Source organism: Devosia soli (assembly GCF_000970455.1).
In the GTDB taxonomy this organism is placed as follows: Bacteria; Pseudomonadota; Alphaproteobacteria; order Rhizobiales; family Devosiaceae; genus Devosia; species Devosia soli.
This window is the reverse complement of record NZ_LAJG01000021.1, coordinates 192,254-216,730: the sequence shown is the minus strand read 5'-3', so window position 1 is coordinate 216,730 and position 24,477 is coordinate 192,254. Positions and strand designations below refer to the sequence as shown.

General features: G+C 59.3%; 31 protein-coding genes. 16 read left to right on the top strand and 15 right to left on the bottom strand.

Annotation, left to right across the window (positions count from 1 at the left end):
- The 8 genes from VW35_RS10105 to hemE all read right to left on the bottom strand — a co-directional run bounded on the left by VW35_RS10105 (position 1) and on the right by hemE (position 8,631).
- Positions 1-876 (bottom strand): ParB/RepB/Spo0J family partition protein, encoded by an 876-nt coding sequence (locus VW35_RS10105; RefSeq protein WP_046143060.1) that lies wholly within the window; start codon positions 874-876, stop codon positions 1-3.
- Positions 877-885: 9 nt separating this feature from the next.
- Complete coding sequence (locus VW35_RS10100; RefSeq protein WP_046142912.1) at positions 886-1,686, bottom strand: ParA family protein; 801 nt, start codon at positions 1,684-1,686, stop codon at positions 886-888.
- A gap of 22 nt (positions 1,687-1,708) precedes the next feature.
- Complete coding sequence (rsmG, locus tag VW35_RS10095) at positions 1,709-2,356, bottom strand: 16S rRNA (guanine(527)-N(7))-methyltransferase RsmG (RefSeq protein WP_052951635.1); 648 nt, start codon at positions 2,354-2,356, stop codon at positions 1,709-1,711.
- Positions 2,356-4,218 (bottom strand): tRNA uridine-5-carboxymethylaminomethyl(34) synthesis enzyme MnmG, encoded by a 1,863-nt coding sequence (mnmG, locus tag VW35_RS10090; RefSeq protein ID WP_200896885.1) that lies wholly within the window; start codon positions 4,216-4,218, stop codon positions 2,356-2,358. Before mnmG ends, rsmG begins: the two co-directional genes overlap by 1 nt.
- A gap of 148 nt (positions 4,219-4,366) precedes the next feature.
- A complete protein-coding gene (mnmE, locus tag VW35_RS10085) occupies positions 4,367-5,638 on the bottom strand; it encodes a tRNA uridine-5-carboxymethylaminomethyl(34) synthesis GTPase MnmE (RefSeq protein ID WP_244465872.1) in 1,272 nt (423 codons plus the stop codon).
- Positions 5,639-5,665: 27 nt separating this feature from the next.
- The gene (rho, locus tag VW35_RS10080) at positions 5,666-6,931 is read right to left on the bottom strand and encodes a transcription termination factor Rho (protein WP_046142909.1); all 1,266 of its coding nucleotides are present in this window, start codon (positions 6,929-6,931) and stop codon (positions 5,666-5,668) included.
- Between the two features lie 238 nt (positions 6,932-7,169).
- Positions 7,170-7,595 carry a protoporphyrinogen oxidase HemJ gene (gene hemJ / locus VW35_RS10075; RefSeq protein ID WP_046142908.1) on the bottom strand — a complete coding sequence of 142 codons (426 nt, stop codon included), beginning with the start codon at positions 7,593-7,595 and terminating at the stop codon, positions 7,170-7,172.
- Between the two features lie 10 nt (positions 7,596-7,605).
- Positions 7,606-8,631, bottom strand: coding sequence for a uroporphyrinogen decarboxylase (gene hemE, locus VW35_RS10070; RefSeq protein WP_046143058.1), 1,026 nt, complete (start codon positions 8,629-8,631; stop codon positions 7,606-7,608).
- A gap of 447 nt (positions 8,632-9,078) precedes the next feature.
- Between hemE and VW35_RS10060 the strand changes: the two genes are divergently transcribed.
- The 4 genes from VW35_RS10060 to dnaQ are packed head-to-tail and all read left to right on the top strand — an operon-like array spanning position 9,079 to position 11,824.
- The gene (locus tag VW35_RS10060; RefSeq protein WP_046142906.1) at positions 9,079-9,690 is read left to right on the top strand and encodes a Maf family protein; all 612 of its coding nucleotides are present in this window, start codon (positions 9,079-9,081) and stop codon (positions 9,688-9,690) included.
- Positions 9,687-10,517, top strand: a complete 831-nt coding sequence (locus tag VW35_RS10055; protein ID WP_046142905.1) for a shikimate dehydrogenase — start codon at positions 9,687-9,689, stop codon at positions 10,515-10,517. Before VW35_RS10060 ends, VW35_RS10055 begins: the two co-directional genes overlap by 4 nt.
- Before the next feature lie 3 nt (positions 10,518-10,520).
- On the top strand, positions 10,521-11,117 hold the full coding sequence (gene coaE, locus VW35_RS10050) for a dephospho-CoA kinase (RefSeq protein WP_046142904.1): 597 nt from the start codon (positions 10,521-10,523) through the stop codon (positions 11,115-11,117).
- Positions 11,117-11,824, top strand: coding sequence for a DNA polymerase III subunit epsilon (gene dnaQ / locus VW35_RS10045; RefSeq protein WP_046143057.1), 708 nt, complete (start codon positions 11,117-11,119; stop codon positions 11,822-11,824). The genes coaE and dnaQ overlap by 1 nt, the downstream gene beginning before the upstream one ends.
- Positions 11,825-11,955: 131 nt before the next feature.
- Here the strand turns inward: dnaQ and secB are convergent, their stop codons facing one another.
- Positions 11,956-12,465 (bottom strand): protein-export chaperone SecB, encoded by a 510-nt coding sequence (gene secB, locus VW35_RS10040; RefSeq protein ID WP_046143056.1) that lies wholly within the window; start codon positions 12,463-12,465, stop codon positions 11,956-11,958.
- A gap of 87 nt (positions 12,466-12,552) precedes the next feature.
- Positions 12,553-13,011, bottom strand: a complete 459-nt coding sequence (locus tag VW35_RS10035; protein ID WP_046143055.1) for an FxsA family protein — start codon at positions 13,009-13,011, stop codon at positions 12,553-12,555.
- 154 nt (positions 13,012-13,165) lie between these two features.
- Between VW35_RS10035 and VW35_RS10030 the strand changes: the two genes are divergently transcribed.
- From VW35_RS10030 to VW35_RS10020, 3 genes are read left to right on the top strand one after another with little or no spacing between them, the layout of a single operon-like run.
- Positions 13,166-13,891 carry a Tim44/TimA family putative adaptor protein gene (locus VW35_RS10030; RefSeq protein WP_046142903.1) on the top strand — a complete coding sequence of 242 codons (726 nt, stop codon included), beginning with the start codon at positions 13,166-13,168 and terminating at the stop codon, positions 13,889-13,891.
- Between the two features lie 26 nt (positions 13,892-13,917).
- Positions 13,918-14,502 (top strand): Smr/MutS family protein, encoded by a 585-nt coding sequence (locus VW35_RS10025; protein WP_052951634.1) that lies wholly within the window; start codon positions 13,918-13,920, stop codon positions 14,500-14,502.
- On the top strand, positions 14,499-14,873 hold the full coding sequence (locus tag VW35_RS10020) for a helix-turn-helix domain-containing protein (RefSeq protein WP_046142902.1): 375 nt from the start codon (positions 14,499-14,501) through the stop codon (positions 14,871-14,873). The genes VW35_RS10025 and VW35_RS10020 overlap by 4 nt, the downstream gene beginning before the upstream one ends.
- Before the next feature lie 135 nt (positions 14,874-15,008).
- Here the strand turns inward: VW35_RS10020 and hslU are convergent, their stop codons facing one another.
- From hslU to VW35_RS10000, 4 genes are all read right to left on the bottom strand, one after another.
- Positions 15,009-16,316: an ATP-dependent protease ATPase subunit HslU gene (gene hslU / locus VW35_RS10015; RefSeq protein WP_046142901.1), complete on the bottom strand. Its 1,308-nt coding sequence runs from the start codon at positions 16,314-16,316 to the stop codon at positions 15,009-15,011.
- 25 nt (positions 16,317-16,341) lie between these two features.
- A complete protein-coding gene (locus tag VW35_RS10010) occupies positions 16,342-16,857 on the bottom strand; it encodes a GNAT family N-acetyltransferase (protein WP_046142900.1) in 516 nt (171 codons plus the stop codon).
- Positions 16,858-17,412 carry an ATP-dependent protease subunit HslV gene (gene hslV / locus VW35_RS10005; protein WP_046142899.1) on the bottom strand — a complete coding sequence of 185 codons (555 nt, stop codon included), beginning with the start codon at positions 17,410-17,412 and terminating at the stop codon, positions 16,858-16,860.
- Positions 17,413-17,476: 64 nt separating this feature from the next.
- Complete coding sequence (locus VW35_RS10000) at positions 17,477-17,974, bottom strand: hypothetical protein (protein WP_152662548.1); 498 nt, start codon at positions 17,972-17,974, stop codon at positions 17,477-17,479.
- Between the two features lie 124 nt (positions 17,975-18,098).
- On the opposite strand from VW35_RS10000, the gene hisB reads away from it, so the two are divergent.
- From hisB to coaA, 8 genes are all read left to right on the top strand, one after another.
- Positions 18,099-18,692, top strand: a complete 594-nt coding sequence (gene hisB / locus VW35_RS09995; RefSeq protein WP_046142897.1) for an imidazoleglycerol-phosphate dehydratase HisB — start codon at positions 18,099-18,101, stop codon at positions 18,690-18,692.
- Between the two features lie 197 nt (positions 18,693-18,889).
- Positions 18,890-19,246: a DUF2628 domain-containing protein gene (locus VW35_RS09990; RefSeq protein WP_046142896.1), complete on the top strand. Its 357-nt coding sequence runs from the start codon at positions 18,890-18,892 to the stop codon at positions 19,244-19,246.
- Positions 19,243-19,887, top strand: a complete 645-nt coding sequence (gene hisH, locus VW35_RS09985; protein ID WP_046142895.1) for an imidazole glycerol phosphate synthase subunit HisH — start codon at positions 19,243-19,245, stop codon at positions 19,885-19,887. The genes VW35_RS09990 and hisH overlap by 4 nt, the downstream gene beginning before the upstream one ends.
- A gap of 139 nt (positions 19,888-20,026) precedes the next feature.
- Positions 20,027-20,758 (top strand): 1-(5-phosphoribosyl)-5-[(5-phosphoribosylamino)methylideneamino]imidazole-4-carboxamide isomerase, encoded by a 732-nt coding sequence (gene hisA, locus VW35_RS09980; RefSeq protein ID WP_046142894.1) that lies wholly within the window; start codon positions 20,027-20,029, stop codon positions 20,756-20,758.
- A complete protein-coding gene (locus VW35_RS09975) occupies positions 20,755-21,084 on the top strand; it encodes a hypothetical protein (protein ID WP_046142893.1) in 330 nt (109 codons plus the stop codon). Before hisA ends, VW35_RS09975 begins: the two co-directional genes overlap by 4 nt.
- Positions 21,081-21,878: an imidazole glycerol phosphate synthase subunit HisF gene (gene hisF, locus VW35_RS09970; RefSeq protein WP_046142892.1), complete on the top strand. Its 798-nt coding sequence runs from the start codon at positions 21,081-21,083 to the stop codon at positions 21,876-21,878. The genes VW35_RS09975 and hisF overlap by 4 nt, the downstream gene beginning before the upstream one ends.
- Before the next feature lie 14 nt (positions 21,879-21,892).
- On the top strand, positions 21,893-22,210 hold the full coding sequence (locus tag VW35_RS09965) for a phosphoribosyl-ATP diphosphatase (RefSeq protein WP_046142891.1): 318 nt from the start codon (positions 21,893-21,895) through the stop codon (positions 22,208-22,210).
- On the top strand, positions 22,210-23,163 hold the full coding sequence (gene coaA / locus VW35_RS09960; RefSeq protein ID WP_046142890.1) for a type I pantothenate kinase: 954 nt from the start codon (positions 22,210-22,212) through the stop codon (positions 23,161-23,163). The genes VW35_RS09965 and coaA overlap by 1 nt, the downstream gene beginning before the upstream one ends.
- Here the strand turns inward: coaA and VW35_RS09955 are convergent.
- Positions 23,160-23,510, bottom strand: coding sequence for a VOC family protein (locus VW35_RS09955; protein ID WP_046142889.1), 351 nt, complete (start codon positions 23,508-23,510; stop codon positions 23,160-23,162). The two genes, coaA and VW35_RS09955, sit on opposite strands and share 4 nt — an antisense overlap.
- A gap of 148 nt (positions 23,511-23,658) precedes the next feature.
- Between VW35_RS09955 and dapB the strand changes: the two genes are divergently transcribed.
- Positions 23,659-24,471, top strand: coding sequence for a 4-hydroxy-tetrahydrodipicolinate reductase (dapB, locus tag VW35_RS09950; RefSeq protein WP_046142888.1), 813 nt, complete (start codon positions 23,659-23,661; stop codon positions 24,469-24,471).
- Positions 24,472-24,477 lie beyond the last annotated feature (6 nt).

Genomic DNA, 24,477 nt, shown 5'->3' with positions numbered 1-24,477 from the left:
CTAATTATGCTGCCCTGTCAGCTTGTGACAAAGCGCATCGAGCTGCTCGAGCGTCTTATAGCGGATCTCGACCCGCCCACCCCGTTCCGAATGACTCAACGAGACCGATAGACCAAGAACGTCTGCCAGGCGCCGTTCTAGTGCGACAGTATCAGCGTCTCGCGCCGCCTCGCTCTGCGGCGTCTTGCGCTGAGGCGCCTCGCGCTGTTGGCTCAAGGCCTCCGCCTCGCGCACGGACAGCCCCCGGTCGACGATCTGTCGCGCGAGGCCAGATGGATCCTCGACGGTTATCAGCGTCCGCGCATGTCCGGCGGTCAGCGTTCCGCTTGACACCATGCTCCGCACATCCTCAGGCAATTTCAGGAGGCGCAAGGTGTTTGCGACGTGCGAACGGCTTTTGCCGATGACCTGCGCCAGGTCTTGTTGGGTATAGTCGAACTGTTCGATCAGCTGGCCGTAACCCATTGCTTCTTCGAGCGGATTAAGATCCGCGCGCTGGACGTTTTCGATTATCGCAAGCTCGAGCGCTTCCTTGTCATCCACCTCGCGAATGATGACCGGCACGTCGTGCAGGCCTGCCTTTTGCGACGCCCGCCAGCGGCGTTCGCCGGCAATCAGTTCGAAAATATTGGGATCATCCGTTGGCCGCACAAGGAGCGGCGACATGACGCCTTTTTCACGGATAGAATTGGTCAGTTCTTCAAGCTGATCCGGATCAAAAGTGCGGCGCGGGTTTGCACGATTGGGGATGATAAAATCGACTGGCAAGCGCTTGCCGCTTGATCCGGTATCGGTCACGCGCGCCGGTTCCATCGAATGCATATCGCCGATGAGTGCTGCGAGCCCGCGGCCGAGACGAGTGGGTTTGTCGGTCATCATAGGCTCCTAGGCAGCAGCAAGCCGGCGTTCCCGGCGAATTACTTCGGTAGCTAAGCGCAGATAAGCTTGGCTGCCTGCACACTTGAGGTCGTAGAGCAGCGCTGGCTTTCCATAAGACGGCGCCTCGCTCAACCGCACATTGCGCGGAATGACGGTATCATAGACGAGTTCGCCCATTTCGCTGCGGACGTCGGCGAGAACCTGCTCGGAAAGATTGTTTCGCTTATCGAACATGGTCATTACCACGCCCTGGATCGACAGGCGCGGATTGAGCGTAGAGCGAATTTGCTCGATCGTCTGCAAAAGCTGGCTCAGGCCTTCGAGCGCGAAAAACTCGCATTGCAACGGCACCAGAACCGCATCGGCAGCAACCAGAGAATTGATCGTAAGAAGATTAAGCGACGGCGGACAGTCGATCAGGATGTAGCTAACCGGCTGATCGTTGATCCGGAGATCTCCGAGTTGCCTAAAGGCGTCGCGCAATTTGAACGCTCGGTCGGCCTGCCCCGCAATGGTGAGTTCCACACCCAGAAGGTCCATGGTCGACGGCACGATCGCTACGTTGGGGACGCTGGTCATAATGGCCGCCTGTGCCACTGTCGATTCGCCGACCAGAACGTCGTAAGCCGAGATTTCGCGATCCGTGCGCGAAATGCCAAGGCCCGTAGATGCATTGCCTTGCGGATCGAGATCAACGATCAGCACGCGCTCGCCGATGGCAGCAAGAGCGGTCGCGAGGTTGATGGCAGTCGTCGTCTTGCCGACGCCACCCTTCTGATTGGCTAGGGTCAGGATTCGGGGTGCCAAGAGGAGGCCTCCACTTTTGCCGCTAAGACGCTGATTTTCTTTTCAGATTTGTGATCGTCAGGATCACGCCACCGGGATCAGTGTCACTCTTGTTTATTACCACGTCGAAGTACCAAAGCGCACTTGTTTCCTGCAGTTCATCAACATGTTCCCGCCCCTTATGCAGCACCGCCCTTGTTTTTTCAGAGAAAAACGGCTCCATCCAGGCACAAAGCTGGGGCAGCGCCGCGAGCGCGCGTGACGTTATGACATCCGGAACAGGTGTTTCACGTGAATCAATCTGGTCGCTGCGTCGGCCAATTACGTTCACGTCAAGATCGAGCTCACGGGCAACTGTGCGCAGAAAGCTGACTTTTCTCGTCGTTGGCTCGACCAGAATGAAGTGGCGATCAAACCCCTTGCTCGCGATAGCCAAAGGCAGTGCTGGAAAGCCTCCGCCACTCCCCAGGTCGAGAATGCTTCGATCCGCAGGTTTAAAATGCCGAACAAGCTGTAGGCTATCCGCGAAGTGACGCTCCCAAATGGCGCTCAGTGTTTCACGTGAAACAAGATTCTGAACTGGCTGCCATTTACGCAAAAGTGCAGAATAGGATTCCAGGTCTCTGCCTACTTCGTCCAATGACCTACCGAAAAACTCCGAGTAGGAAGCGATTGCATCAAAGTCAGGCATCAACCAGCTTTCCGCAGCTCACTCCGGCGCAAGACCGCGAGTAGAAGCGTGACTGCCGCTGGCGTCATGCCGTCCATGGTCTGCGCTTGTGCGATGGTTTGTGGCCGGAACTGGCTTAGTTTCTGTCGCAGCTCCATCGAAAGTCCCGGGATCGCGTAATAATCGACGTTATCCGGAATTTGCCGGGTTTCATCACGTCGCATGCTGTCAATGTCAGCCTGCTGCCGATCCAGATAGACTGCATATTGAGCATCGATGGCCAGCTGCTCCCGCGCGCCCTCGGGGACATCCAACAGCTCTGGCCACAGTCTTATGACGTGATCCCACGTGAGGTCAGGATATGACAAAAGTTCAAACGCTGACCGGCGCTTTCCGTCTTCGTTGATCGGAATTCCCGCTTTGCGCGCCTGGCTTGGCGAAACTGTACTTTGATGGAGACGAGCCCTGCCCTCTGACAGAGCCGCGATTTTTTCTGAGAAGATTTGGCGGCGTGCCTCACCAACAAGTCCGCGCTCGATCCCTTCTGGTGTTAGACGCTGATCCGCATTGTCGGCTCGAAGATGCAAACGAAATTCTGCGCGCGAGGTGAACATGCGATAGGGTTCGGATACCCCGCGCGTCACCAGATCATCGATCATTACCCCAAGGTAGCTTTCAGTTCTCGATAGTACGATGGGATTTCTGCCGGCCGCTTCGAGCGCAGCGTTTGCCCCGGCTAGCAGACCTTGAGCGCCAGCCTCCTCGTAACCGGTTGTCCCATTGATCTGCCCAGCAAGATAAAGCCCGGGCTGACGCTTGACTTCCAGAGTGGAGCGCAGTTCCCGCGGATCGACGTAATCATATTCGATGGCGTAACCAGGACGCACGATTCGAACGTTCTCCAAGCCGGGCATCGATCGGAGGAACTGTTCCTGGACGTCCGCAGGCAAAGACGTGCTCAAGCCGTTGGGATAAACCGTATCCTCCTCAAGCCCTTCTGGCTCAAGGAAAATCTGATGGCTGTCTCGATCGGCAAACCGAACGATCTTATCTTCAATCGATGGGCAATAGCGTGGGCCGCGCGATTGAATGCGGCCAGAATACATAGCTGATCGGTGAAGGTTATCCTGAATGATTTTGTGCGTTTCTGCCGTCGTACGCGTGATATGGCAGGAAACCTGCTGCGTCGTGATACTACTCGTTAGAGCGGAAAAGGCTTCGGGGGGATTGTCTCCTGGCTGCTCTTCGAGAATGCTGTAATCGATGGACGTTTTATCGAGACGCGCCGGCGTCCCCGTTTTTAAACGGCCAAGTTGCAAACCGAGAGTTTCGAGCCGGGTCGACAGGCCCAGAACCGGCTTTTCGCCGACACGTCCGGCAGGGACCGTTTCCTCGCCCCGATGAATCAACCCACGCAGGAATGTGCCGGTTGTAAGAACCACTGCTTTTGTTGAAAACTTGCGGCCATCGAGCAGAATAACGCCGGAAATGGCGCCATTGGCAACTTCAAGATCATCGACTTCGCCTTCAATGACATCGAGGTATGGCTGGCTGGAGATCGCTGCCTGCATCGCATTGCGGTAGAGTTTACGATCGGCCTGTGCACGGGGGCCCCTGACCGCAGGACCCTTTCTGCGGTTTAGCACCCGAAATTGGATGCCTGCCTGGTCGGCAACCCGCCCCATCAATCCATCAAGAGCGTCGATTTCGCGGACAAGATGCCCTTTGCCGAGCCCGCCTATTGCTGGATTACAGCTCATCTCCCCGATGGTTGCAAAACGATGCGTAACGAGGGCCGTCGGAACGCCAAGACGTGCAGATGCCGCGGCCGCTTCGCAGCCAGCATGTCCACCCCCCACGATGATGACAGCGTAATCGGTCATGATATCCTCATTGATGGTGCACAGTATCTGTGCGCAACCTCGATCAGATAGGTGATGCCTGTCTAACGTGTCTGCAAGCTGCTGAAAACTGGAGGTCGTGTTTCACGTGAATCACGAAGTTGAGCAGCGCCAAAATGTTTCACGTGAATCATTTGCCGATGCAGAAGCTGGAAAACAATCGATCGAGAACTTGCTCGGCATCGACCCGGCCAATTAGGCGTTCCAAGGCAGCTGAAGCGTGTCGCAGTGATTCAGCCGCCAATTCCCAGTTCATGAGATTTCGCTTCGCCTCATCCACAGCCGCAATAGCCTCGTGCAATGCATGCCGGTCGCGTTCGTGGCTGACCAGTGACGGCTCAGAACCAGTCAGTCCCTCGCCCAGTATCTTGAGTCGATCGATAAGTTCGTTAAGCCCAGCGCCAGTGAGCGTGGATATGGCCACATCATATCGCGCTCGATCAGCCATGTCGGACTTGGTGCCAACACTAAGAGTTATCGCAGATGTGTTGGGTCGAATTGCCTTTTCCGTGTCTGGGGCTTCAAGCCAAAGGAGGATGTCGGCAGATGCTATGGCGGCTTCCGCGCGGCGAATGCCTTCGGCTTCCGCTTTGCTTGATGTCGCACGCAAGCCCGCCAAGTCGAGAAGAACGAACAGTTGCCCGCCGATGTCGAGCGGTACCTCCCGGACATCTCGTGTTGTTCCAGCTTCATCGGAAACAATCGCAACATCGGATTTGGAGAGCGCGTTGATGAGGCTGGACTTGCCGGCATTGGGCGCGCCCGCCAATGCAACGCGAACGCCTTCGCGAACGATGCGGCCACTGCTGAGGCTTGCCAAGGCGTCGGATATCGATCCGCGGAGGTCTAGCAACTGGCTCTCGAAACTCCTGGGAAGGTCATCCGCGACGTCACCTTCGTCGGAAAAGTCAAGCCGCGCTTCAATTTCGGCTCGGAGGTCAAGCAGGGTGTGACGCCACGCTTCGACACGCGCTGTCAGACGGCCGTCATAACGGGCCAGCGCTTGCTGTCGTTGCTTTTCGGTTTCCGCGTTGAGAAGGTCGCCCAAGCCTTCAATGGCCATAAGGTCGAGCTTTCCGTTTTCAAACGCACGGCGAGTGAACTCACCGCGCTCTGCAAGTCGCAGGCCAAAATCGCCAAGAGTGCGCAGGATCGCCTTGATGCCAGCAGGCGAGCCATGGACCTGCAGTTCCGCGCAGTCCTCGCCGGTGAAACTATGGGGTGCCGGAAACCACGCGACGAGGCCATGATCAAGCTGCCGATCAGCACCGATCTTTCGCAGCGTCAGGACGCGTGGCTTTGGCAACTCTCCAGCTACAAAAGAGAGCGCCTCCCGGACCTTTGGGCCCGAGAGGCGAATAACGGCAACGCCGGACGGCAGCGCGCCCGAAGACAGCGCCATGATCGTATCGCCGGCGTGCATCGACGGTCAGGTATTCATCGAATCGAAAAAGTCGGAATTTGTTTTCGTCTGACGAACCTTGTCCATCAGGAATTCCATCGCATCGATCGTGCCCATCGGATTGAGGATACGTCGCAGAACATACATCTTCTTGAGGATGTCGCTCTCGACCAGAAGCTCTTCCTTACGAGTACCCGACTTGGTAATGTCGAGCGCGGGGAAGATACGCTTATCCGCAACCTTGCGGTCGAGGATAATTTCCGAGTTACCGGTGCCCTTAAATTCTTCAAAGATCACTTCATCCATGCGCGAACCGGTATCGATCAGCGCAGTGGAAATGATCGTCAGCGAACCACCATCTTCAATATTGCGCGCTGCACCGAAAAAGCGCTTCGGACGCTGGAGAGCGTTAGCGTCGACACCGCCAGTCAGCACCTTGCCGGAGCTCGGAACCACCGTGTTGTAGGCCCGGCCAAGACGGGTAATCGAATCGAGAAGAATGACGACATCGCGCTTGTGTTCGACGAGGCGCTTGGCCTTTTCGATCACCATTTCCGCCACCTGGACGTGGCGAGAAGCCGGCTCGTCGAAGGTCGAGGAGATGACTTCGCCGCGTACCGAGCGCTGCATATCCGTAACTTCTTCTGGACGCTCGTCTATCAGCAGGACGATCAGATAGCATTCAGGGTGGTTCGTGGCGATCGATTGTGCAATATTTTGCAACAATACTGTTTTACCGGTACGCGGAGGCGCAACGATCAACGCACGCTGGCCCTTGCCAAGTGGCGCGACAAGATCGAGAAGCCGCGCCGAACGATCCTTCAACGTTGGATCCGGCATCTCCATCCGGAGACGTTCTTCGGGATAGAGCGGGGTCAGGTTATCGAAGTTGACCTTGTGGCGAATAGCCTCCGGATCTTCGAAATTGATGGTGCTGACCTTGAGGAGCGCGAAATAGCGTTCGCCTTCCTTGGGAGAGCGAATTTCGCCCTCGACCGTGTCACCAGTCCTGAGGCCGAAGCGACGGATCTGGCTTGGGCTGACATAGATATCGTCCGGCCCGGGGAGATAGTTGGCATCAGGAGAGCGCAGGAAGCCAAAGCCGTCAGGCAAGACCTCGACCACACCTTCGCCGACGATGTCGATGTCCTGGGAAGCCAATTCCTTTAGAATGGCGAACATCAACTCCTGCTTGCGCATCGTGGAAGCATTCTCGACTTCGAGTTCTTCGGCGAACGCCAGCAATTCGGCCGGAGATTTGGCCTTGAGCTCGCTGAGCTTGATATTCTGCATGGATGCGATGGACCCTTGGGGTAAATCGTAGAAGAGAGTTTTTATTTTGGGGGAGAGCACCGCGCGTTACCGGAATCGGCCGCGCCTTAGGAGGGATGCGTTGCGCACCATGTAGCGCGATCCAAAGCCGGATTCAAGGTGGAAGCCAGGCAGAGGCAAGAATTTTGCAGATTCACGTGAAACGCCGTGCGTCGTCTTCAAGGTGCACACCGCCGGGATTATCCGATGGGACCAAACATCAGAACGGCTTGACGATGACCATGATGACGATGCCGATCATCAAAACCGTCGGCACTTCGTTGATGATGCGGAAATATTTCTGCGGCTTGACGTTTTCGTCGCGGGCAAACCGCTTCACATGTCCAGCCAGAATGCCGTGGACGCCGGAAAGGGCGATGACGAAAGCCGCCTTGAACCATGGCCAGAGCGAACTCCAATCGACGCCACCAAGGTGGATCATGGTGAGCCCGAACACCCAGGTCGCGACCATGGCCGGGTTAATAATGCCCTTGAGCAGCCGCCGCTCCATGATCTTGAACGTTTCGGACTGCGCCGAGCCCTTTTCGGTCACCGAGTGATAAACGAAAAGCCGCGGCAGATAGAGCATGCCGGCCATCCAGGCGATGACCGAAATGACATGCAGCGCCTTCACCCATTCATACATGCGTCTGTCCTCAAGCGGTCTTGACGAGATTGACCAATCGCTCGACATGGGCGATCGGCGTTTCCGGCACGATACCATGGCCGAGATTGAAGATATGCGGCCGATCGGCAAAGGCCTGCTTGATCTCGACAACGCGGCGCTCCATCGCTTCGCCGCCGATGACAAGCCGCAGCGGATCGAGATTGCCCTGGACCGGCAAGTCCTGCGGCAAGTGCTCGCGCGGAAAGCTCAGCGGCGTCGCATAATCAAGACCTAAGGCATTGACCCCGGTCATTTCGGCATAGCGCCTCAGATTTCCTGCAGCGCCACGCGGAAAACCGATGATCGGAGCATTGGGCACCCGGGCTCGCACCCCCTCGACAATCCGCCGATTGGGCTCGATCACCTGGGTCGCAAAAGCCGCGTCGTCGAGATTGAGCGCCCAGCTTTCAAAAAGCTGCACCACGTCCGCACCGGCTTCCAACTGTGCGACCAGATAATCCACACTGGTTTCGACAAGCACATCCATAAGCCGCGCGAACGCCTCTGGATGTTCGAGCGCGAAACGCCGCGCCACCCATTGATCGGGCGAGCCGCGCCCGTTGAGCATATAGGTCGCAACGGTCCAGGGAGAGCCACAGAAGCCGATCAGCGTCTTTTCAGGACTAAGTGCTGCCCGCAGACGGCGCACGGTCTCCAAGACGGGCGCCAAGTGCTCCAAAGCCCCTTCGCGCTCGAGCCGATCGACGCTGTCGGCGGTCAAAGGGTCAAGGGTTGGTCCTTCCCCCTGTTCGAAGCGGACCTTTTGTCCCAGGGCGTCCGGGATGACGAGAATGTCCGAGAACAAAATTGCCGCATCCAGATCGAACCGGCGCAGCGGCTGCAGTGTCACCTCGGTTGCAAGTTCGGGATTGTAGCAGAGGTCCAGAAAGCTTCCCGCCTTGGCCCGGGTCTCGCGGTATTCCGGCAGATAGCGTCCTGCCTGCCGCATGATCCAGATTGGTGGTGTCTCCTGACGTTCACCCAGCACCGTTGCCAGCAATGTTTTCTTGGTCACCGCGCTCACCCTTCTTGCCCCTTTCAAAACCCAAAAGAGACTCTTTGACTTAGTATCTTCTTCTTTATGGCGGTGTGTATCTGCAATTCACGCCACTCCACAATCGCCCGGCCCGGCGTCACTTGCGCGCAGCGCGTCGTTAACGCTCTGTTAACACCTGTGACCGAGTGGCGTGGCTCGTCGCGTTAAGGAAGTTTAAGAAGGCCTTAATCAGCCGACTCCCGAGTCAATGATTCGGATTCGCCTGTGGATGAGGGAGTCGATAATCCTCTCCCGCCAGATCCAGTTGTCCCCAATGATTCCCCCAGCCCCTCTCCGAAGAACGCGGAAAGGAATTGTTAACTTTTTAACGAACTGGTCGAACAAGTTTCCAAGTTCGCAAAAGTTACGAGTCATTCCCCCAGATGGCGCTTGAGCTGTGGATGACAGTGTGGAAAAACTGACCTCATGCTGATCCTTGCATCCTCGAGTTCGACCCGTAAAGCCTTGATGGAAAAGGCTGGCTTGCGCTTTTTAGTGGAGGCGGCCGGGCTTGACGAACGCGTGCTCGAAGCTGGTGCCCTGGCCGAAGGCGCCGATGCGCGAGACCTCGCTTCGCTTCTTGCCAGAGCCAAGGCGGAAGCTGTTTCGGCGCTCCATCCAAAGGCTCTCGTGATCGGCGCCGACCAAACTTTGTCGCTCGGCACTGAGCTCCTCCACAAGCCTGCCGACATGGTTGACGCTGCCCGCCAGCTCGATCATCTCGCCGGCAAGACCCATCGGCTCCATGCAGCGGTCGCTTTGGCTCGGGGTGGCGCGCTGATCTGGTCCGATATCGAAACGGCTGAACTCACCATGAGGGACTTTTCGCCCGAAGAGCGGGACCGCGTGCTTGCGGCCGAGGGTGAGGCGGCGCTGTCCTCCGTTGGCGGCTATCGCCTCGAAGGCCCATCCATCCAGCTCTTCGAAAAGGTCGTGGGCGACTATTTTACGATACTCGGCCTGCCGCTGCTGCCCTTGCTCGAAGCACTGCGCGACTTCGAACCAGATGTGTTTGCCGAAACCCTGGATATGCCGTGACCCGCAAAGCCTTTGTCATCGGCCACCCCATTACCCATTCGCGCTCGCCGCTCATCCACGGCACTTGGCTTGCCGAACACGGCATCGAAGGCAGTTATGAAGCGATCGACGTGGCGCCCGACGCCCTGCCTGCTTTTTTCGAACGGCTGCGCAGCGGCGAATTCGCCGGCGGCAATGTCACGATCCCGCATAAGGAAGCCGTCTTCGCGCTCTGCGACTGTGTCGATGACCTGGCAAAAACCATCGGCGCGGTGAATACGCTGGTCGTGCGCGAGAGCAAGGTGCACGGATATAATACCGACTATCTCGGATTTCTCGGTAATCTCGACGACAAGGCACCGGGCTGGTCGGATGGGTCTGGCGATGCCATCGTGATCGGTGCCGGCGGGGCGTCTCGCGCGATACTTGTAGCCTTGCGCCAGCGCTGGAAAGGCAAAGTTCACATCCTCAATCGAACTCTCGCCAATGCCGAGAAGCTTGTCGCGGAGATCGACGAAAGGTTCGAAGCGCACGGTTTTGAAGACTTTGCGGCAATCGCTCCCAAGACGGGTCTTGTGGTCAATACCAGCTCCATCGGTCTTCATGGAACGCGCTTTGAGTGGCTCGATCTTGAGCTGCTCCCCAAATCGGCACTGGTCACCGACATCGTCTATTCGCCCCTGATCACCCCGCTCCTATCAGATGCCAAAGCTGCCGGATTGAGAACGGTCGACGGCCTCGGCATGCTTCTTCACCAAGCCGTACCCGGCTTTGCCGATTGGTTTGGCGTTCGCCCGAAGGTCACTTCTGAACTGCGGGCCCGCATCGAAGCGACTTTGGACTACTGATATATGTGGCGGCTCGGCATTACCGGCTCGATAGCCACCGGCAAATCGACCCTGCTTGCAGCTTTTGGCAAACTCGGCGTGCCCACTTTTTCTGCCGATCAGGCAGTTGCCCAGTTGTATGAAGGCGCAGCCGTGGCGGCTGTCGATGCGCTGTTTCCAGGTACGGCGCGCGAGGGACGCATCGATCGGGCGGAACTGGCGGGGCGCCTTGCCGCCGACCCGGCAGGCTTTAAAAAGCTCGAGGCGCTGATCCATCCGCTTGTCCGCGAGCGCATCGCCCGCTTTCTCGATGATGCGGAAAAATCCGGCGCATTCGTTGCTGCCGTTGAAGTCCCGCTGCTTTTTGAAAGCGGCTATGACTATGGCTTCGACGCCGTCGCCGTGACCTTCGTCGATCCCGAAATACAGAACCGGCGCATCATGGCGCGGCCGGGCATGACCGTGGAAAAGCGCGATGCGATCCTTGCCCGCCAGATGCCACAGGATGAAAAGAAGAAGCGCGCCACATATCTCTTCGATACAGCACGCGCACCAGACATCGTCGATGCCGAGGTTGCGGCGCTCGTCGCCACGCTCAAGACAAGGGGCCCAGACAAATGATCCGGGAAATCGTTCTCGATACCGAAACAACGGGCCTTTCCCATGCCGAAGGCGATCGCCTCGTCGAAATCGGCTGCGTCGAATTGATCAACCACATCCCCTCGGGTAAAAACTATCACGTCTATATCAATCCCGAACGCGACATGCCCGAAGAGGCGTTTCGCGTGCACGGGTTGAGCCGCGAATTTTTGTCGGACAAGCCGGTGTTCAAGACGCTTGCTGAGGACTTCCGCACCTTCGTCGATGGCGCGCGCCTCATCATTCACAACGCCCCCTTCGACATGGGCTTTTTGAATGCTGAATTGGGCTGGGCCGGCTTGCCCACGCTCGACAATGAGGTGATCGATACCGTCATGCTAGCGCGCAAGAAGCATCCTGGCGCGCGCGTGAGCCTGGATGCGCTCTGCAAGCATTACGGCATCGACAATTCCCGGCGCACGCTACACGGCGCGCTGCTCGACAGTGAAATTCTCGCCGAAGTGTATCTCGAACTGATCGGCGGCAAGCAGGTGAGCCTGGCGCTGATTGCCGAAACCGAAAGCGATGGCAGCGAGAGCCTTCTCACGCGCATTGCCGCTCGCCCTCGGCCAATGCCCCTGCCCTCGAGGATTTCGCTTGCCGAAGCTGAGGCTCATGAGGCTTTCATCGCCAAGATGGGCGAGACGGCGATCTGGGCGCAATACGGCGCAGCCGAAGCCGCGGAATAGCTTCATCACCGCGAGCCAAAACTTATCGTCAACCGGCAATGACGAACCTCTAAAGATCCAGACCCAAAACAAAAACCCCAGCTCGCGCCGGGGTTTTTTCATCGTCACCGAGGCCAGAAGGCGCAAAAGAATCAGTTTGGCTTGGCTTCTCCAGCTGGGGCACCGTCCTGCTGCTTGGCAGCAAGGGCGGCAAGGTTCTGGCGATAGATTGCCATGAAGTCGACCGGCTCCATCATCAGCGGCGGAAAGCCACCCTGCTGGGTGACGTTGGCGAGCACCTGGCGCGCGAACGGGAAGATGAGACGCGGGCATTCAACCATCAGCAGCGTCGAAATCTGGGCTTCCGGAATGTTGCGCATGCGGAAGACGCCGCCATAGACCAGCTCGACGTTGAAGAGCAGAGTTTCTTCGCGGTTCGCCTTGGCCTTGAGGTTGAGCTCGACCGCATAAAGTTCGTCGGACTGCTTCTTGACACCAACCGAGATCGAGACGTTGAAGGCCGGATTGCCGCCGCCAGCCATGATGGTGCCGGGTGCGCCGGGGTTCTCGAAGGAGAGATCGCGCACATATTGGCCCACTAGATTCATGCTGGGCGCTGCGCCGGGCTGCGGCGCTGCCGCGCCCTGGTTTTCGTCGGCCATATTTGGTCCCTTTGCGTTTGGACGTTTCTTGCCCGGCTGGCTAGCATCTTTGCCCGAAGCGGACAAGCAAAGAGGGCTTTTTGCGGCCTATTTGCGCTGCCAATCGTCTTCGTCGAGATCGATTGTCTGCGGCCGATTGAGATGGTGCTGCTCGCCTGGATCGGCTGAGCGGTACGTCGTTGTCGTCTGCACCACCGTCATGTTCCGCGTCATGGCGCGATAAAGCCAGTGGCGGACTGGTGGGATCAGCAGCGTCAGCGCCACGATGTCACCGAAAAAGCCCGGAATGATCAGAAGCACGGCGGCAATGGCCAGCACCATACCATCGAACAGCGTCTGTCCCGGCAAAGTGCCGGTCTGCATATTGGACCGCATGCGATTGAGCACGCTCAACCCCTGTTGACGCAGCAAGAGAACGCCCAGCACCACGGCCAGCACCACGAGCCCTAGCGTTGTCACCACGCCGATAGCGCGCCCGACGACGATGAAAAGCGCGATCTCAACGAGTGGCAGCGCTAGGAACAGGATTGGAATGAAGCGGAGCACCGGGTCATCCTTGGTTGGGGGGCGCGGCAAATCGCGCCGCCGTAAGTGAACTGGTTTTGAGCGAAAGCTTTTCCTATATATAGGAACAGTAAGCGCGCTCGGCGAGCGCCCAACCGCATCTTCATCGATGCGCAGCTATCAGGTGCACCGACATATGGACGAGTTTCTCGATCTGCCTACCCTTATCGCCATAGTGGTCGCGGTCTTTGTACTGTTCCGCCTCCGCTCTGTCCTGGGAACGCGGACGGGCAATGAACGCCCGCCGATCGACCGCAGCCGCTCCACCCCGGTGGACAAGAAAGCAGCCCCGGCTGACGATGGTGTCGTGCCGATGCGGCCACGCCCCGCAGAGACCGCCAATCTAGACGACGAACGCCGCACCCGTAAGCTTGAGGCAGAAATCGAACAGGCGTCTGCCGGCAATGCCGAACTTGCAACCGGCCTCCGTGCAGTAGCTGAAGCGGATCCCACCTTTACCCCAAAATCCTTCCTTGAAGGCGCCAAGCAGGCCTATGAAATGATCGTCACTGGCTTTGCCGAAGGTGATCGCACGACGCTCAAGAACCTTCTCGACAAGGACGTCTACGACAGCTTCGCCCGTGCCATTTCCGAGCGCGAAGCGGCTGGCCAGAAAAACGACTTCACCTTTGTCGGCCTGCCAAAGATCGCCATCGTCAACGCCGAGTACGACAAGAAGAACGTGCTCGTCACGGTCGACTTCCATGCCGAAGTCGTCTCGGCCATTCGCGATAAGGATGGCAATCTCGTTGAAGGCAATGCCGATCAGGTTCAGACCATTGCCGATGAATGGACCTTTGCGCGCAATCCGAAATCGCGCGACCCGAACTGGAAAGTCGTCACCACGAGCCAGCTCGACTGATCATCCTTCTGGCAGGCGCCCGCAACATGTCAAAGCGCGACACCAAGCGCCTGCCGCACGACTTTCACCTCTGGACTTCCGTATCCGAGACCGTCGAACCCCTGCGCCGCAAGGGTCTCTTGAAGCTGGGATCCAATAGCGCCCTTCCCATCCCTGAGCCGGAACCAGCGCCGTCGATCAAGGCGCCGCCTAAGATCGGCAGCCCGAAAAAGCCGTTCTTGCCGCCCTATCAGGCGCCGGTGCAGCCGGCCAAAGTTATCGACAAAGCCGTTGATCCCGCGATCCATAAGAAAGTCCGCCGCGGCCGCATCGAGATCGACGGCACCATCGATCTTCATGGCATGACCCAGATCGAAGCGCGTGAAACGCTACGCCGTTTCATTGGAACGCGTGCCGCCCGCGGCGACCGGACTTTGCTCGTCATCACCGGCAAGGGCGCCAAGACCGACAGTGATTATATCGCCGCCATGACCGAGCGCGGCATCCTGCGCACCATGCTGCCGATCTGGCTTTCCGAGCCCGGCCTCTCGCACATGATTTCTGGCTGGAGCGTGGCTGCCCGCGGCCATGGTGGGGAGGGCGCGTGGTATGTGCGCCTGAGGCGCACATGACCCCGCTCGGCGCCAAGCTCCGGGCTCTCCGCGAATCTCGCGGCATATCGCTAAAGGAAATGGCGGCGGCGCTTAACGTGTCGAGCGCCTATCTCTCGGCTCTTGAGCATGGCAAGCGCGGGACGCCGACGAGTTTTCTGCTCCACCGCATGATCGCCTATTTCAATGTCATCTGGGACGAAGCCGAAGAACTGCAGCGGCTCGCCGAGATTTCTGACCCGAAGGTCACGATCGACACTGGCGGGCTCAGCCCGGAGGCGACCGAATTTACCAATCGGTTGCGAGACAATATCGACCGGCTGGAACCAGAGGATCTCAAGTTTTTACGCGATGAGCTGGTCAAGCGCACGGGCAAGAAGCGCTCAATCTAGTCGGCCGGTGCTGTGCCTTCCTGCGCGAGATGTAATTTTCTCCGTCACCACCGGGCTTGTCCCGATGGTTCATTTGGGCCGAGAGATGGATTGCCGGGACAATCCCGGCAATGACGGCCTAACGAAATACAAGCCCTAGAGCACGAACTTGCTCAAGTCCGTATCTCCAGCAAGCACGCCCACCTTTTCGCGGACGAATGCTGCATCGATGGAAATCGTCTGTCCGGCCTTGTCTGGCGCGTCAAAGGATATCTCTTCGACCAGCCGTTCCATGACGGTCTGCAAACGACGGGCGCCGATGTTTTCGACCGAGGAATTGACCCGCACGGCGGCATCGGCGATGGCTTCGATCGCGTCCGAAGTGAAGCTTAACGTTACCCCTTCGGTACCCATGAGCGCCACATATTGGCGAACCAGGCTCGCTTCGGTGTCATTGAGGATGCGGATGAAATCCTCGCGCGTGAGCGCCTTCAATTCGACGCGGATCGGCAGACGACCCTGAAGCTCGGGCAAGAGGTCGCTCGGCTTGCTCACATGGAAGGCGCCAGAGGCAATGAACAAAATATGGTCGGTCTTGACCGGACCATATTTGGTGGAAACCGTCGTGCCTTCGATCAGCGGCAAGAGATCACGCTGCACGCCTTCGCGTGACGGACCGCCCTGCACGCCACCTTCGCGGGCCGCGACCTTGTCGATCTCGTCGATGAAGACGATGCCGTGATTTTCGACGAGCTCGATCGCCTCGGCCTTGAGCTGTTCCTGATCGAGCAGCTTGTCGGCCTCTTCGGCGATCAGCGGCTCATAGGCGTCCTTGACCTTGATCTTGCGCTTGACGCCGCGGCCGCCCATGGCCGACTTGAACATGTCGGAAATATTGATCATGCCGATGCCGCCGCCCTGCATGCCGGGGAAATCAAATCCCTGCGGCGTTGCCGGGGTCAGTTCGAGCTCGATCTCCTTGTCGTCGAGTTCGTTGGTCCGCAGCTTATTGCGAAAGCTATCGCGGGTCGATGGCGTCGCCGAGGTGCCAACAAGCGCATCGAGCACGCGCTCTTCGGCATTATGATGGGCCTGGGCTTCGACATCGCGGCGCCGCTTGTCGCGCAGCACGGTGATCCCCGCCTCAACCAGATCGCGAACGATCTGCTCGACATCACGGCCGACATAGCCGACTTCGGTGAATTTGGTGGCTTCCACCTTGACGAAGGGCGCCTGGGCAAGGCGCGCCAGCCGGCGCGAAATTTCGGTCTTGCCGACCCCGGTCGGTCCGATCATCAGGATGTTTTTCGGCGTGACCTCGCGGCGCAGCTCGGGCGGCAGCTGCTGCCGGCGCCAGCGATTCCTGAGCGCCACGGCCACCGCGCGCTTGGCGTCATGCTGGCCGACGATATTGCGGTCGAGCTCGGAAACGATCTCGCGCGGCGAAAAATTGGTTTCACTCATTCTATTGTCACTTTCGATCGGTGCCTCACGATTGAACCGCATCGCGGTCCAGGAAGCGCACCATCAGGTGTTCGTCGATATATCGACCGTTCACGAAGAGGTAGCGGGGCTCTGTCCCGTAGGTCTCAAAGCCCAGCTTTTTATAGAGGCGTATGGCCGGCTCGTTCTCGGCCCAGACCCCGAGGTGAATCTGGATGACCTTGTCCCGCGCATGGTCGACGAGATGCTCGACCAAAGCGCGCGACATGCCGGTGCCGCGATGTTCAGACCGCACATAGACCTGGATCATCCAGCCCCGATGCCGCTCCTTGGGCGTATCTGCGCGCATGAAGGCATTGATGCCGCCAAGCGATCCATCCGGCAGGACGGCGCCGAAGACGGTCAGCGCTGCCAGCGTCTGCCGGATTTCGGCATCGGACTTTGCCGCAAAGGCCTCGGCCGAAGAGACGAATGCTTCGGGGTGATTGAGGAGCGATTCATGCCTGATAACGCGATAGTCTGCCGCATCGCTGGGTCCGAGTTGCCGGATGGAAAAGGTCACTTAGAGCTCGATGGTTTCGACGGTGACATTGCCATTGGTGTAGACGCAGATTTCCTCGGCGATCTTCATGGCACGGCGGGCGATGTCTTCGGCATCAAGCTCGGTCGCCTGATGAAGGGCAAGCGCGGCCGAGTGCGCATAATTGCCGCCCGAGCCAATGGCGATCACACCATGATCGGGCGTCAGCACATCGCCATTGCCGGTCAACACCAGCGTATCGGTCTTGTCTGCCACGATCATCATGGCTTCAAGCTTGCGCAGATACCGATCGGTCCGCCAATCCTTGGCGAGCTCGACGGCGGCGCGCATCAGCTGGTCGGGATATTGCTCGAGCTTGGCTTCGAGCCGCTCGAAAAGCGTAAAAGCGTCTGCCGTCGATCCGGCAAAGCCGCCGATCACCTTGCCACCGGCAAGGCGCCGGACTTTCTTGGCGCCATGTTTCATCACGGTCTGGCCCATGGACACCTGGCCATCGCCAGCTACCACGACCTTATTGCCCCTGCGCACGGAAACGATCGTCGTCCCGTGCCAGCCGGGATTAGCACTGTCACTCATTTGGGGAGGTACTCCGAACTGTTGAGTACTATTTAGGAGCGCGCCGCGTGATTGCAATGCGCGGCTACATCCCGCGCGCCACGGACTCTGCGAGAGCAACGGTCGTCTCTTTCGGGAGGCCATAGGTCTCGATGGTGACCGTGTCGTTCTTATTGATGAAGGTGAGGACGTAGAGCTGATCGGGATTGGGCTCTGTCGTCACATCGACCAGATACCCCGCCTGCCACGGCCCCTCGATGGTGGCCACATTGGCTGGGGTCAGCTCTTCGAATTTGTAGCCTTGGTGCTGCTTGAAATAGTCGAGCGGTGTGCCCCCGACGATGCTCTGGCTTACCGCCGTAATGGAATGGACGCGAACCCCCTCCCCTTCGCGACCGCGCCAACTGCAAAGCGACACCCCGGTGCCCGCACCGTTTTCTTCGCGCAGTTCCGGCGTCTGGCCCAGGGTCTCCGTCAGCAGGTTCTTGTCGAGCAGCGTGCAGGCGTCGCGCGTCGATTGTGCCTGTGCCGGGAGCGGCGCAAGAACCAAAAGTCCGAGGGCGAAAACCGGGGCGAAGCGCATTGACAAATCCTTCAAGCTGAAAGCCTCGCGCCAGCCTGCATCCAAATGTGGAACTGCCATGGCACGGCAACGCCATCTTTATGCCTGCGCGCCTATCTGCTAAGGAGCCCCGACCTTCGGAGAGATGCCCATGCGCACCGCGACCATTGCCCGCAAGACCAACGAGACCGAGATTTCCGTCTCGATCAATCTCGACGGCACCGGCGCGCATAAGATGGCGACCGGCGTCGGCTTCTTCGATCACATGCTCGACCAGCTTTCGCGCCACGCGCTGATCGACATGGATGTGGCATGCACGGGTGACCTCCACATCGATTTTCACCACACGGTGGAAGATGTCGGGATTGCGCTGGGTCAAGCCATCGCAAAAGCGATCGGCGACAAGAAGGGTATTCGCCGGTATGCCTCGTGCGACCTGCCGATGGACGGCACGTTGACCCGCGCCGCGCTCGATGTTTCGGGCCGGCCCTTTCTCGTCTTCAAGGCCGAATTCAACCGCGACAAGATCGGCGAGATCGATACCGAGCTGTTCCGCGAGTTTTTTCAGGCTTTTGCGATCAATGCGGGAATCACGCTCCACATCGAAAACTTCTATTTCGACAACAACCACCATCTGGCCGAGTCGATGTTCAAGGCGGTGGCGCGTGCCCTCCGCGATGCGCTCGAGATCGACCCCCGTCAGGCCGATCGTGTCCCGAGCACCAAGGGCACGCTTTAGTTCTTCCACCGCTCTTACAGATCTCGTCACTACCGGGCTTGTCCCGGTAGTCCATGCCAATCCGTAGGATTGGCGGGCCTCCCCCAGATGGATTGCCGGGACAAGCCCGGCAATGACGACGCATCAAAGTGGTCATGGCCTTTCGCATTTCCACATTTTGCACTAAGTGGACCTCATTCCGTCCTGGGAGTTCCCCCGTGACCCTTTTTGCCCTTTATCGATCCGTGGACGATCCGACCGCCCTGCCCGTGGCCGTCGCTGAGCGCTTTTCCTGGTTCGCGGCATTGCTGCCGCCGGTCCATGCGCTTGTTCATCGGCTTTGGGGTCATTTCGGGCTTGCTGTTCTTGCCCTGTGCCTCGTGATGATTGCCGGGCGTTTCCTCGGGGCTGAAGCTGCCTTCTTTCTCTATGCGCTCCTCGCAATCGGCTTTGGCTTTGCCGCGCCCGGCGCCCAGCGCCGCGCGCTCCATCGCCGGGGGCTGGCTTCCCTTGGCCATCGCTTTGCTGCCGATGCCGATCTCGCCCGTCTCGCTGTCCTGGAATCCCGCCCATGAGCACTGTTGCCATCATCGATTATGGCGCGGGCAATCTGCGCTCTGCCGCCAATGCCTTTGAGCGCGTCGCTCGATTGCTCGACGACGCCCCCGACATCATCGTCACCGCCGACCCTGAACTGGTGCGCCGCGCCGATCGCATCATGCTGCCCGGCGTCGGCGCCTTCGCCGATTGCAAGACCGGCCTCGACGCCGTCGCCGGCATGACCGAGGTTTTGGACGAACGCGTCATCCGCGGCACGACGCCCTTTCTCGGCGTCTGCGTCGGCATGCAGCTGCTCGCCAGCGAAGGCCGCGAAAAAGTCGTCACCCAAGGCCTTGGCTGGATCCCCGGCGCCGTCGAAAAGATCACCCCGTCCGATCCGGCTTTGAAGATCCCGCATATGGGCTGGAACACCATTTCGGTCCTCCGCCCTCACGCCCTCCTTGCTGGCATTCCCGATGGCCTGCACGCCTATTTCGTGCACTCTTATCACTTCCATACGGCAGACCCAGCGCACCTTGTCGCCACAACCGATTATGGTGGGGCGGTGACCGCCTGCATCGGCCGCGACAATATTTTCGGGACGCAGTTCCATCCCGAAAAGAGCCAGGCACTTGGGTTGAAGCTGATCGAGAATTTTCTGAATTGGGTGCCGTGAGGCACCCCCACCTAACCTCCCCCTATGATGGGGAGGGATCATACCGAGTGTGTGGCACCATGCTGCCAAAACCGATGTCCCTGCTCCTCCCCCTCTCAGGGGGAGGTCGGGTGGGGGTTCTGCCAAAGGGCAAAAGACCATGATTCTCTTCCCCGCCATCGACCTCAAAGACGGCCAATGCGTGCGGCTGAAACTCGGTGACATGAATCAGGCGACCGTGTTCAACGATGACCCCGCCGCCCAGGCAAAGAGTTTTGAAGACCAGGGATTTGAATATCTCCACGTCGTCGATCTCAACGGCGCCTTTGCCGGCGAGAGCGTCAATGGCGCCGCGGTCGAAAGCATTCTCAAGACCGTCAACTTCCCCGTCCAGCTCGGCGGCGGTATCCGCACGCTCGACCACATCGAAGCCTGGCTCGACAAGGGCCTCGCCCGCGTCATTCTCGGCACCGTTGCGGTGCGCGATCCCGAACTGGTGAAAGAGGCCGCGAAAAAATGGCCCGGCCAAGTTGCGGTCGGTACGGATGCTAAGGGCGGCATTGTGGCCGTGGAAGGCTGGGCGGAAACGTCCGAACTGTCGATCATCGAACTTGCCAAGCGGTTCGAAGGCGCGGGCGTTGCCGCCATCATCTATACCGACATCGACCGCGACGGTATTTTGGCCGGCATCAACTGGCCATCGACACTCGAGCTCGCCCGATCGACCTCCATCCCTGTTATCGCCTCGGGTGGCCTCGCCTCCATGGACGATATCGAGCGCATGACGCGCCCCGAATATCAGGTTCTCGAAGGCGCCATCTCCGGCCGCGCGCTTTACGATGGACGCATTGATTCACGTGAAGCACTCGCCAAATTGAGGGCCGCAGCGTGACCGAAACCAAGCCAGCGCGCTTTCCGTGGTGGCCTTACATTCTGATCCTCGTCGTCATTCTGCTCTTCACTCTCGCTCCGGTCATTTCCGTGGTTGCAGCGAGCTCGATTGCGCAGGCCAATGGCTGCAATCTCAACGAGGGCGGGGTCAACACCTGCATGTTGGGTGGGACCGACCTTGGGGAATTGCTTTATACGATGTTCGTCATGGGCTGGCTCGGCCTGCTCACGCTGCCGCTTGGCTTTGGCGGCGTGATCGTCTGGGTCGTCATCGTCATCATCCATCGCACCGCCTGGGGGCGAAAGCGCAAGGGCCTACCGCAATGAGCCTCAAGACTCGCATCATTCCCTGCCTCGACGTGGCCGGCGGCCGGGTCGTCAAGGGCGTCAATTTCGTCGACCTGATCGATGCCGGCGACCCCGTCCAAGCCGCCATGGCCTACGATGCAGCCGGCGCCGACGAGCTGACTTTTCTCGACATCACCGCGAGCCACGAAGGCCGCGACACGATTTTCGATGTCGTCGCCCGCACCGCCGAACATTGCTTCATGCCGGTTACCGTTGGCGGCGGCGTGCGCACCGTGGACGATATCCGCAAGCTGCTGCTCGCCGGCGCCGATAAGGTCGCGATCAATTCTGCCGCCGTGAACGACCCCGATTTCATTGCCCGCGCCGCGGACAAATTCGGCAACCAGTGCATCGTCGTCTCGGTCGATGCCAAGCAGCGGCTCGACGCCAAGGTCGGCGGCGACAATCGCTCAGAATGGGAAATCTATACCCATGGCGGCCGCCGCCCGACAGGCATCGACGCGGTGGAATTTGCCGCCAGGATGGTCGAGCGCGGCGCCGGCGAACTGCTGGTGACTTCGATGGACCGAGACGGCACCAAGTCCGGGTTCGACCTCAAACTGACCCGCATGATCGCCGACGCGGTGGAAGTTCCCGTCATCGCCTCGGGCGGTGTCGGTACATTGCAGGATCTCGTCGACGGCGTCCTCGAAGGCCATGCCAGCGCTGTGCTTGCAGCGTCCATCTTCCACTTCGGCACTTTTACGATTCCCGAAGCCAAGCGCTATATGGTCGAGCACGGGATCGCCATGCGCATGGATGCGGCGGCGTAAACGGGACAAAAAAGATGAATCTCGAAGAGCTCGAAGCCCGCATCGCCATCCGCGCCGCCGCCTCGCCCGAAGAAAGCTATACGGCAAAACTCATTGCGCGCGGCATCAGCAAGGCCGCCCAGAAAGTTGGCGAGGAAGCAACCGAGGCCGTCATCGCTGCCGTCACCGGCGACCGGGCGGAGCTGGTCAAGGAGTCCGCGGACCTCCTCTATCACCTCCTCGTCGTGCTCAAGGCGGCCGACATTCCGTTGCGTGAAATCATGGCCGAGCTCGATGCGCGCACCGCTCAATCCGGGCTTGCTGAAAAAGCCTCCCGAACGGAATCCAAATAATGGCGCCCCGCTCTCCTGCGCTCAATCCTTATCACCATTTCACCAAGGCCGAATGGAGCAAGCTGCGCGACGGCCAGCCCATGACCCTCGACCAGGGCGACATCGATCGCCTGCGCGGCCTGACCGACCCGATCTCCCTTGAGGAAGCCGAGGAAGTCTATCTGCCGCTCTCGCGCCTCCTCTCCTACTATGTCGAAGCGGTGCAAGGGCTCCATAATGTGCAGTCGCGCTTTCTCGCGACGCCGCATGGCCACAAGGTGCCATTCATCATAGGGGTCGCGGGATCCGTGGCGGTGGGCAAATCGACCACGGCCCGCATTTTGAAAGCCCTGTTGTCACGCTGGCCATCGACCCCACGCGTCGATCTGGTGACCACCGACGGTTTTCTCTATCCCAATGCAGTGCTCGCCGAAAAAGGCCTGATGGAGCGCAAGGGATTTCCCGAAAGTTATGATCGCGCCCGCTTCGTCAGTTTCCTGGCGGATATCAAATCGGGCAAGGCCAATGTAAAAGTCCCGATCTATTCCCACCTCGTCTATGACGTGGTGCCCGGCACCGAAATGACGGTCAACCGGCCCGACATCCTGATCGTTGAAGGGCTCAATATCCTGCAGCCGGGAGAATTGCCGCGCACCGGCAGGCCGATCCTCTTTGCCTCCGACTTCATCGACTTTTCCGTCTATATCGACGCCGAAAACGACGACCTCGAAGACTGGTTCATGCAGCGCTTCTTCCGCTTGCGCGAAACCGCCTTCAAGGACCCCACCTCCTTCTTCCGCCGCTTCGCCGAAATGAGCGAGGAGGAAGCAGGAACGTTTGGGCGGATGGTCTGGCGCACGATCAACCTGCCCAACCTTGTCGACAATGTGCTTCCCACGAGAGGCCGAGCCGACCTGATCCTGAAAAAAGGCAAGGATCACCTGATCGAGAATGTGAGCCTGCGAAGGGTCTAGTATGTCCCCTGCTGCGGCTGGCTCAGAACGATCATATTGCCATCGGGATCGCGCAGCTTCGCCGTCTTGAAAAAATCTCCGATGGATTTGGCGACCGGCTTGATCCCATACATATCGAGCCGTCCCAGCTCGTCGGCGATATCGTCGACGATCAGCATCAAGACGCTGGCCCCGGCCCGGTCGGCATCGGTTGCCACATGCACCCAGCTGCCGCCGGGCAGCTTCCATTCGGCGACATCGGCCATGGGCCGCGCATCGGCCTTGCGGCCGAACAGATATTCGTACCAGACGAGCGATTCCGACAGGCTCTCGACGGCGATGCTGGCCAGCGCGTTGGAGATGGTCATTGCGGGTCCGTTTTTTTCGCTTCGGTCTCTAGGTTAAGGTTTTGTGGCAAAGGTGTCGATTGGGCTGCACTTGCCCAATTGCGCCAGAGAGTTGGCGCTTGGGCTTGGCACTGATATAGGCGTTCTCGACTATTTCGGGAGACCGGGCATGACAGAGCTCAGAACCGTGGTTGCCGGCGCCGGCGGCCGCATGGGGGGCGCCAATATCAGGGCAGTGGCAGCAAGCCCCGGCCTCAAACTTGTCGGTGCGGTCGACCGGCCCGGCGCCAGCTCCATCGGCAAGGACGCAGGAACGCTAGCGGGCATCGACGCTTTGGGCGTCTCAGTCACCGACGATATTTCTGCTCTTCTCGACCAGACCGACGTCATCATCGATTTTACCGCCCCCGCCGCTACGGTCGCCTTGGCCAAGCTTGCCGCTACCAAAGGTATCGTCCACCTCATCGGCACCACGGGGTGCTCCGAAGCCGATGACGCGGAAATCGCCGCGGCGGCAGTTGCCGGCGCGCGCATCGTCAAATCAGGAAATTTTTCGCCCGGCATGGTCGCCCTCGCCGTTCTCGTCGAAAAGGCCGCACAGGCCCTGCCCGATTACGACGTCGAAGTTTTGGAAATGCACCATAACCTCAAGGTCGACGCCCCCTCGGGTACCGCGTTGATGCTCGGGGAAGCTGCCGCCAAGGGGCGCAACATTTCACTGAAAGACCATTCCGTGCGCGTGCGCGATGGCCATACCGGCCCGCGCGAATTCGGCACGATCGGCTTTGCGACCCTTCGCGGTGGCAATGTTATCGGCGACCACATGGTCATCCTTGCCGGCCCTTCGGAGCGCATCGAACTCAACCATCGCGCGCAAGACCGCACCATCTATGCCAATGGCGCCGTCCGCGCTGCCCTCTGGGCCGTGCACCAGCCCGCGGGCCTATATACCATGGCCGACGTCCTCGGCCTCAACGACTAGGGAACA

Bases quoted from the DNA above. Each gene is read 5' to 3' on its own strand.
- VW35_RS10105 (WP_046143060.1), bottom strand. From the start codon at position 876: ATGACCGACAAACCCACTCGTCTCGGCCGCGGGCTCGCAGCACTCATC.
- rsmG (WP_052951635.1), bottom strand. From the start codon at position 2,356: ATGCCTGACTTTGATGCAATCGCTTCCTACTCGGAGTTTTTCGGTAGG.
- mnmG (WP_200896885.1), bottom strand. From the start codon at position 4,218: ATGACCGATTACGCTGTCATCATCGTGGGGGGTGGACATGCTGGCTGC.
- mnmE (WP_244465872.1), bottom strand. From the start codon at position 5,638: ATGGCGCTGTCTTCGGGCGCGCTGCCGTCCGGCGTTGCCGTTATTCGC.
- rho (WP_046142909.1), bottom strand. From the start codon at position 6,931: ATGCAGAATATCAAGCTCAGCGAGCTCAAGGCCAAATCTCCGGCCGAA.
- hemJ (WP_046142908.1), bottom strand. From the start codon at position 7,595: ATGTATGAATGGGTGAAGGCGCTGCATGTCATTTCGGTCATCGCCTGG.
- VW35_RS10060 (WP_046142906.1), top strand. From the start codon at position 9,079: ATGCTGATCCTTGCATCCTCGAGTTCGACCCGTAAAGCCTTGATGGAA.
- coaE (WP_046142904.1), top strand. From the start codon at position 10,521: ATGTGGCGGCTCGGCATTACCGGCTCGATAGCCACCGGCAAATCGACC.
- secB (WP_046143056.1), bottom strand. From the start codon at position 12,465: ATGGCCGACGAAAACCAGGGCGCGGCAGCGCCGCAGCCCGGCGCAGCG.
- VW35_RS10030 (WP_046142903.1), top strand. From the start codon at position 13,166: ATGGACGAGTTTCTCGATCTGCCTACCCTTATCGCCATAGTGGTCGCG.
- VW35_RS10025 (WP_052951634.1), top strand. From the start codon at position 13,918: ATGTCAAAGCGCGACACCAAGCGCCTGCCGCACGACTTTCACCTCTGG.
- VW35_RS10020 (WP_046142902.1), top strand. From the start codon at position 14,499: ATGACCCCGCTCGGCGCCAAGCTCCGGGCTCTCCGCGAATCTCGCGGC.
- hslU (WP_046142901.1), bottom strand. From the start codon at position 16,316: ATGAGTGAAACCAATTTTTCGCCGCGCGAGATCGTTTCCGAGCTCGAC.
- hslV (WP_046142899.1), bottom strand. From the start codon at position 17,412: ATGAGTGACAGTGCTAATCCCGGCTGGCACGGGACGACGATCGTTTCC.
- VW35_RS10000 (WP_152662548.1), bottom strand. From the start codon at position 17,974: ATGCGCTTCGCCCCGGTTTTCGCCCTCGGACTTTTGGTTCTTGCGCCG.
- hisB (WP_046142897.1), top strand. From the start codon at position 18,099: ATGCCCATGCGCACCGCGACCATTGCCCGCAAGACCAACGAGACCGAG.
- hisH (WP_046142895.1), top strand. From the start codon at position 19,243: ATGAGCACTGTTGCCATCATCGATTATGGCGCGGGCAATCTGCGCTCT.
- hisA (WP_046142894.1), top strand. From the start codon at position 20,027: ATGATTCTCTTCCCCGCCATCGACCTCAAAGACGGCCAATGCGTGCGG.
- hisF (WP_046142892.1), top strand. From the start codon at position 21,081: ATGAGCCTCAAGACTCGCATCATTCCCTGCCTCGACGTGGCCGGCGGC.
- VW35_RS09965 (WP_046142891.1), top strand. From the start codon at position 21,893: ATGAATCTCGAAGAGCTCGAAGCCCGCATCGCCATCCGCGCCGCCGCC.
- coaA (WP_046142890.1), top strand. From the start codon at position 22,210: ATGGCGCCCCGCTCTCCTGCGCTCAATCCTTATCACCATTTCACCAAG.
- VW35_RS09955 (WP_046142889.1), bottom strand. From the start codon at position 23,510: ATGACCATCTCCAACGCGCTGGCCAGCATCGCCGTCGAGAGCCTGTCG.
- dapB (WP_046142888.1), top strand. From the start codon at position 23,659: ATGACAGAGCTCAGAACCGTGGTTGCCGGCGCCGGCGGCCGCATGGGG.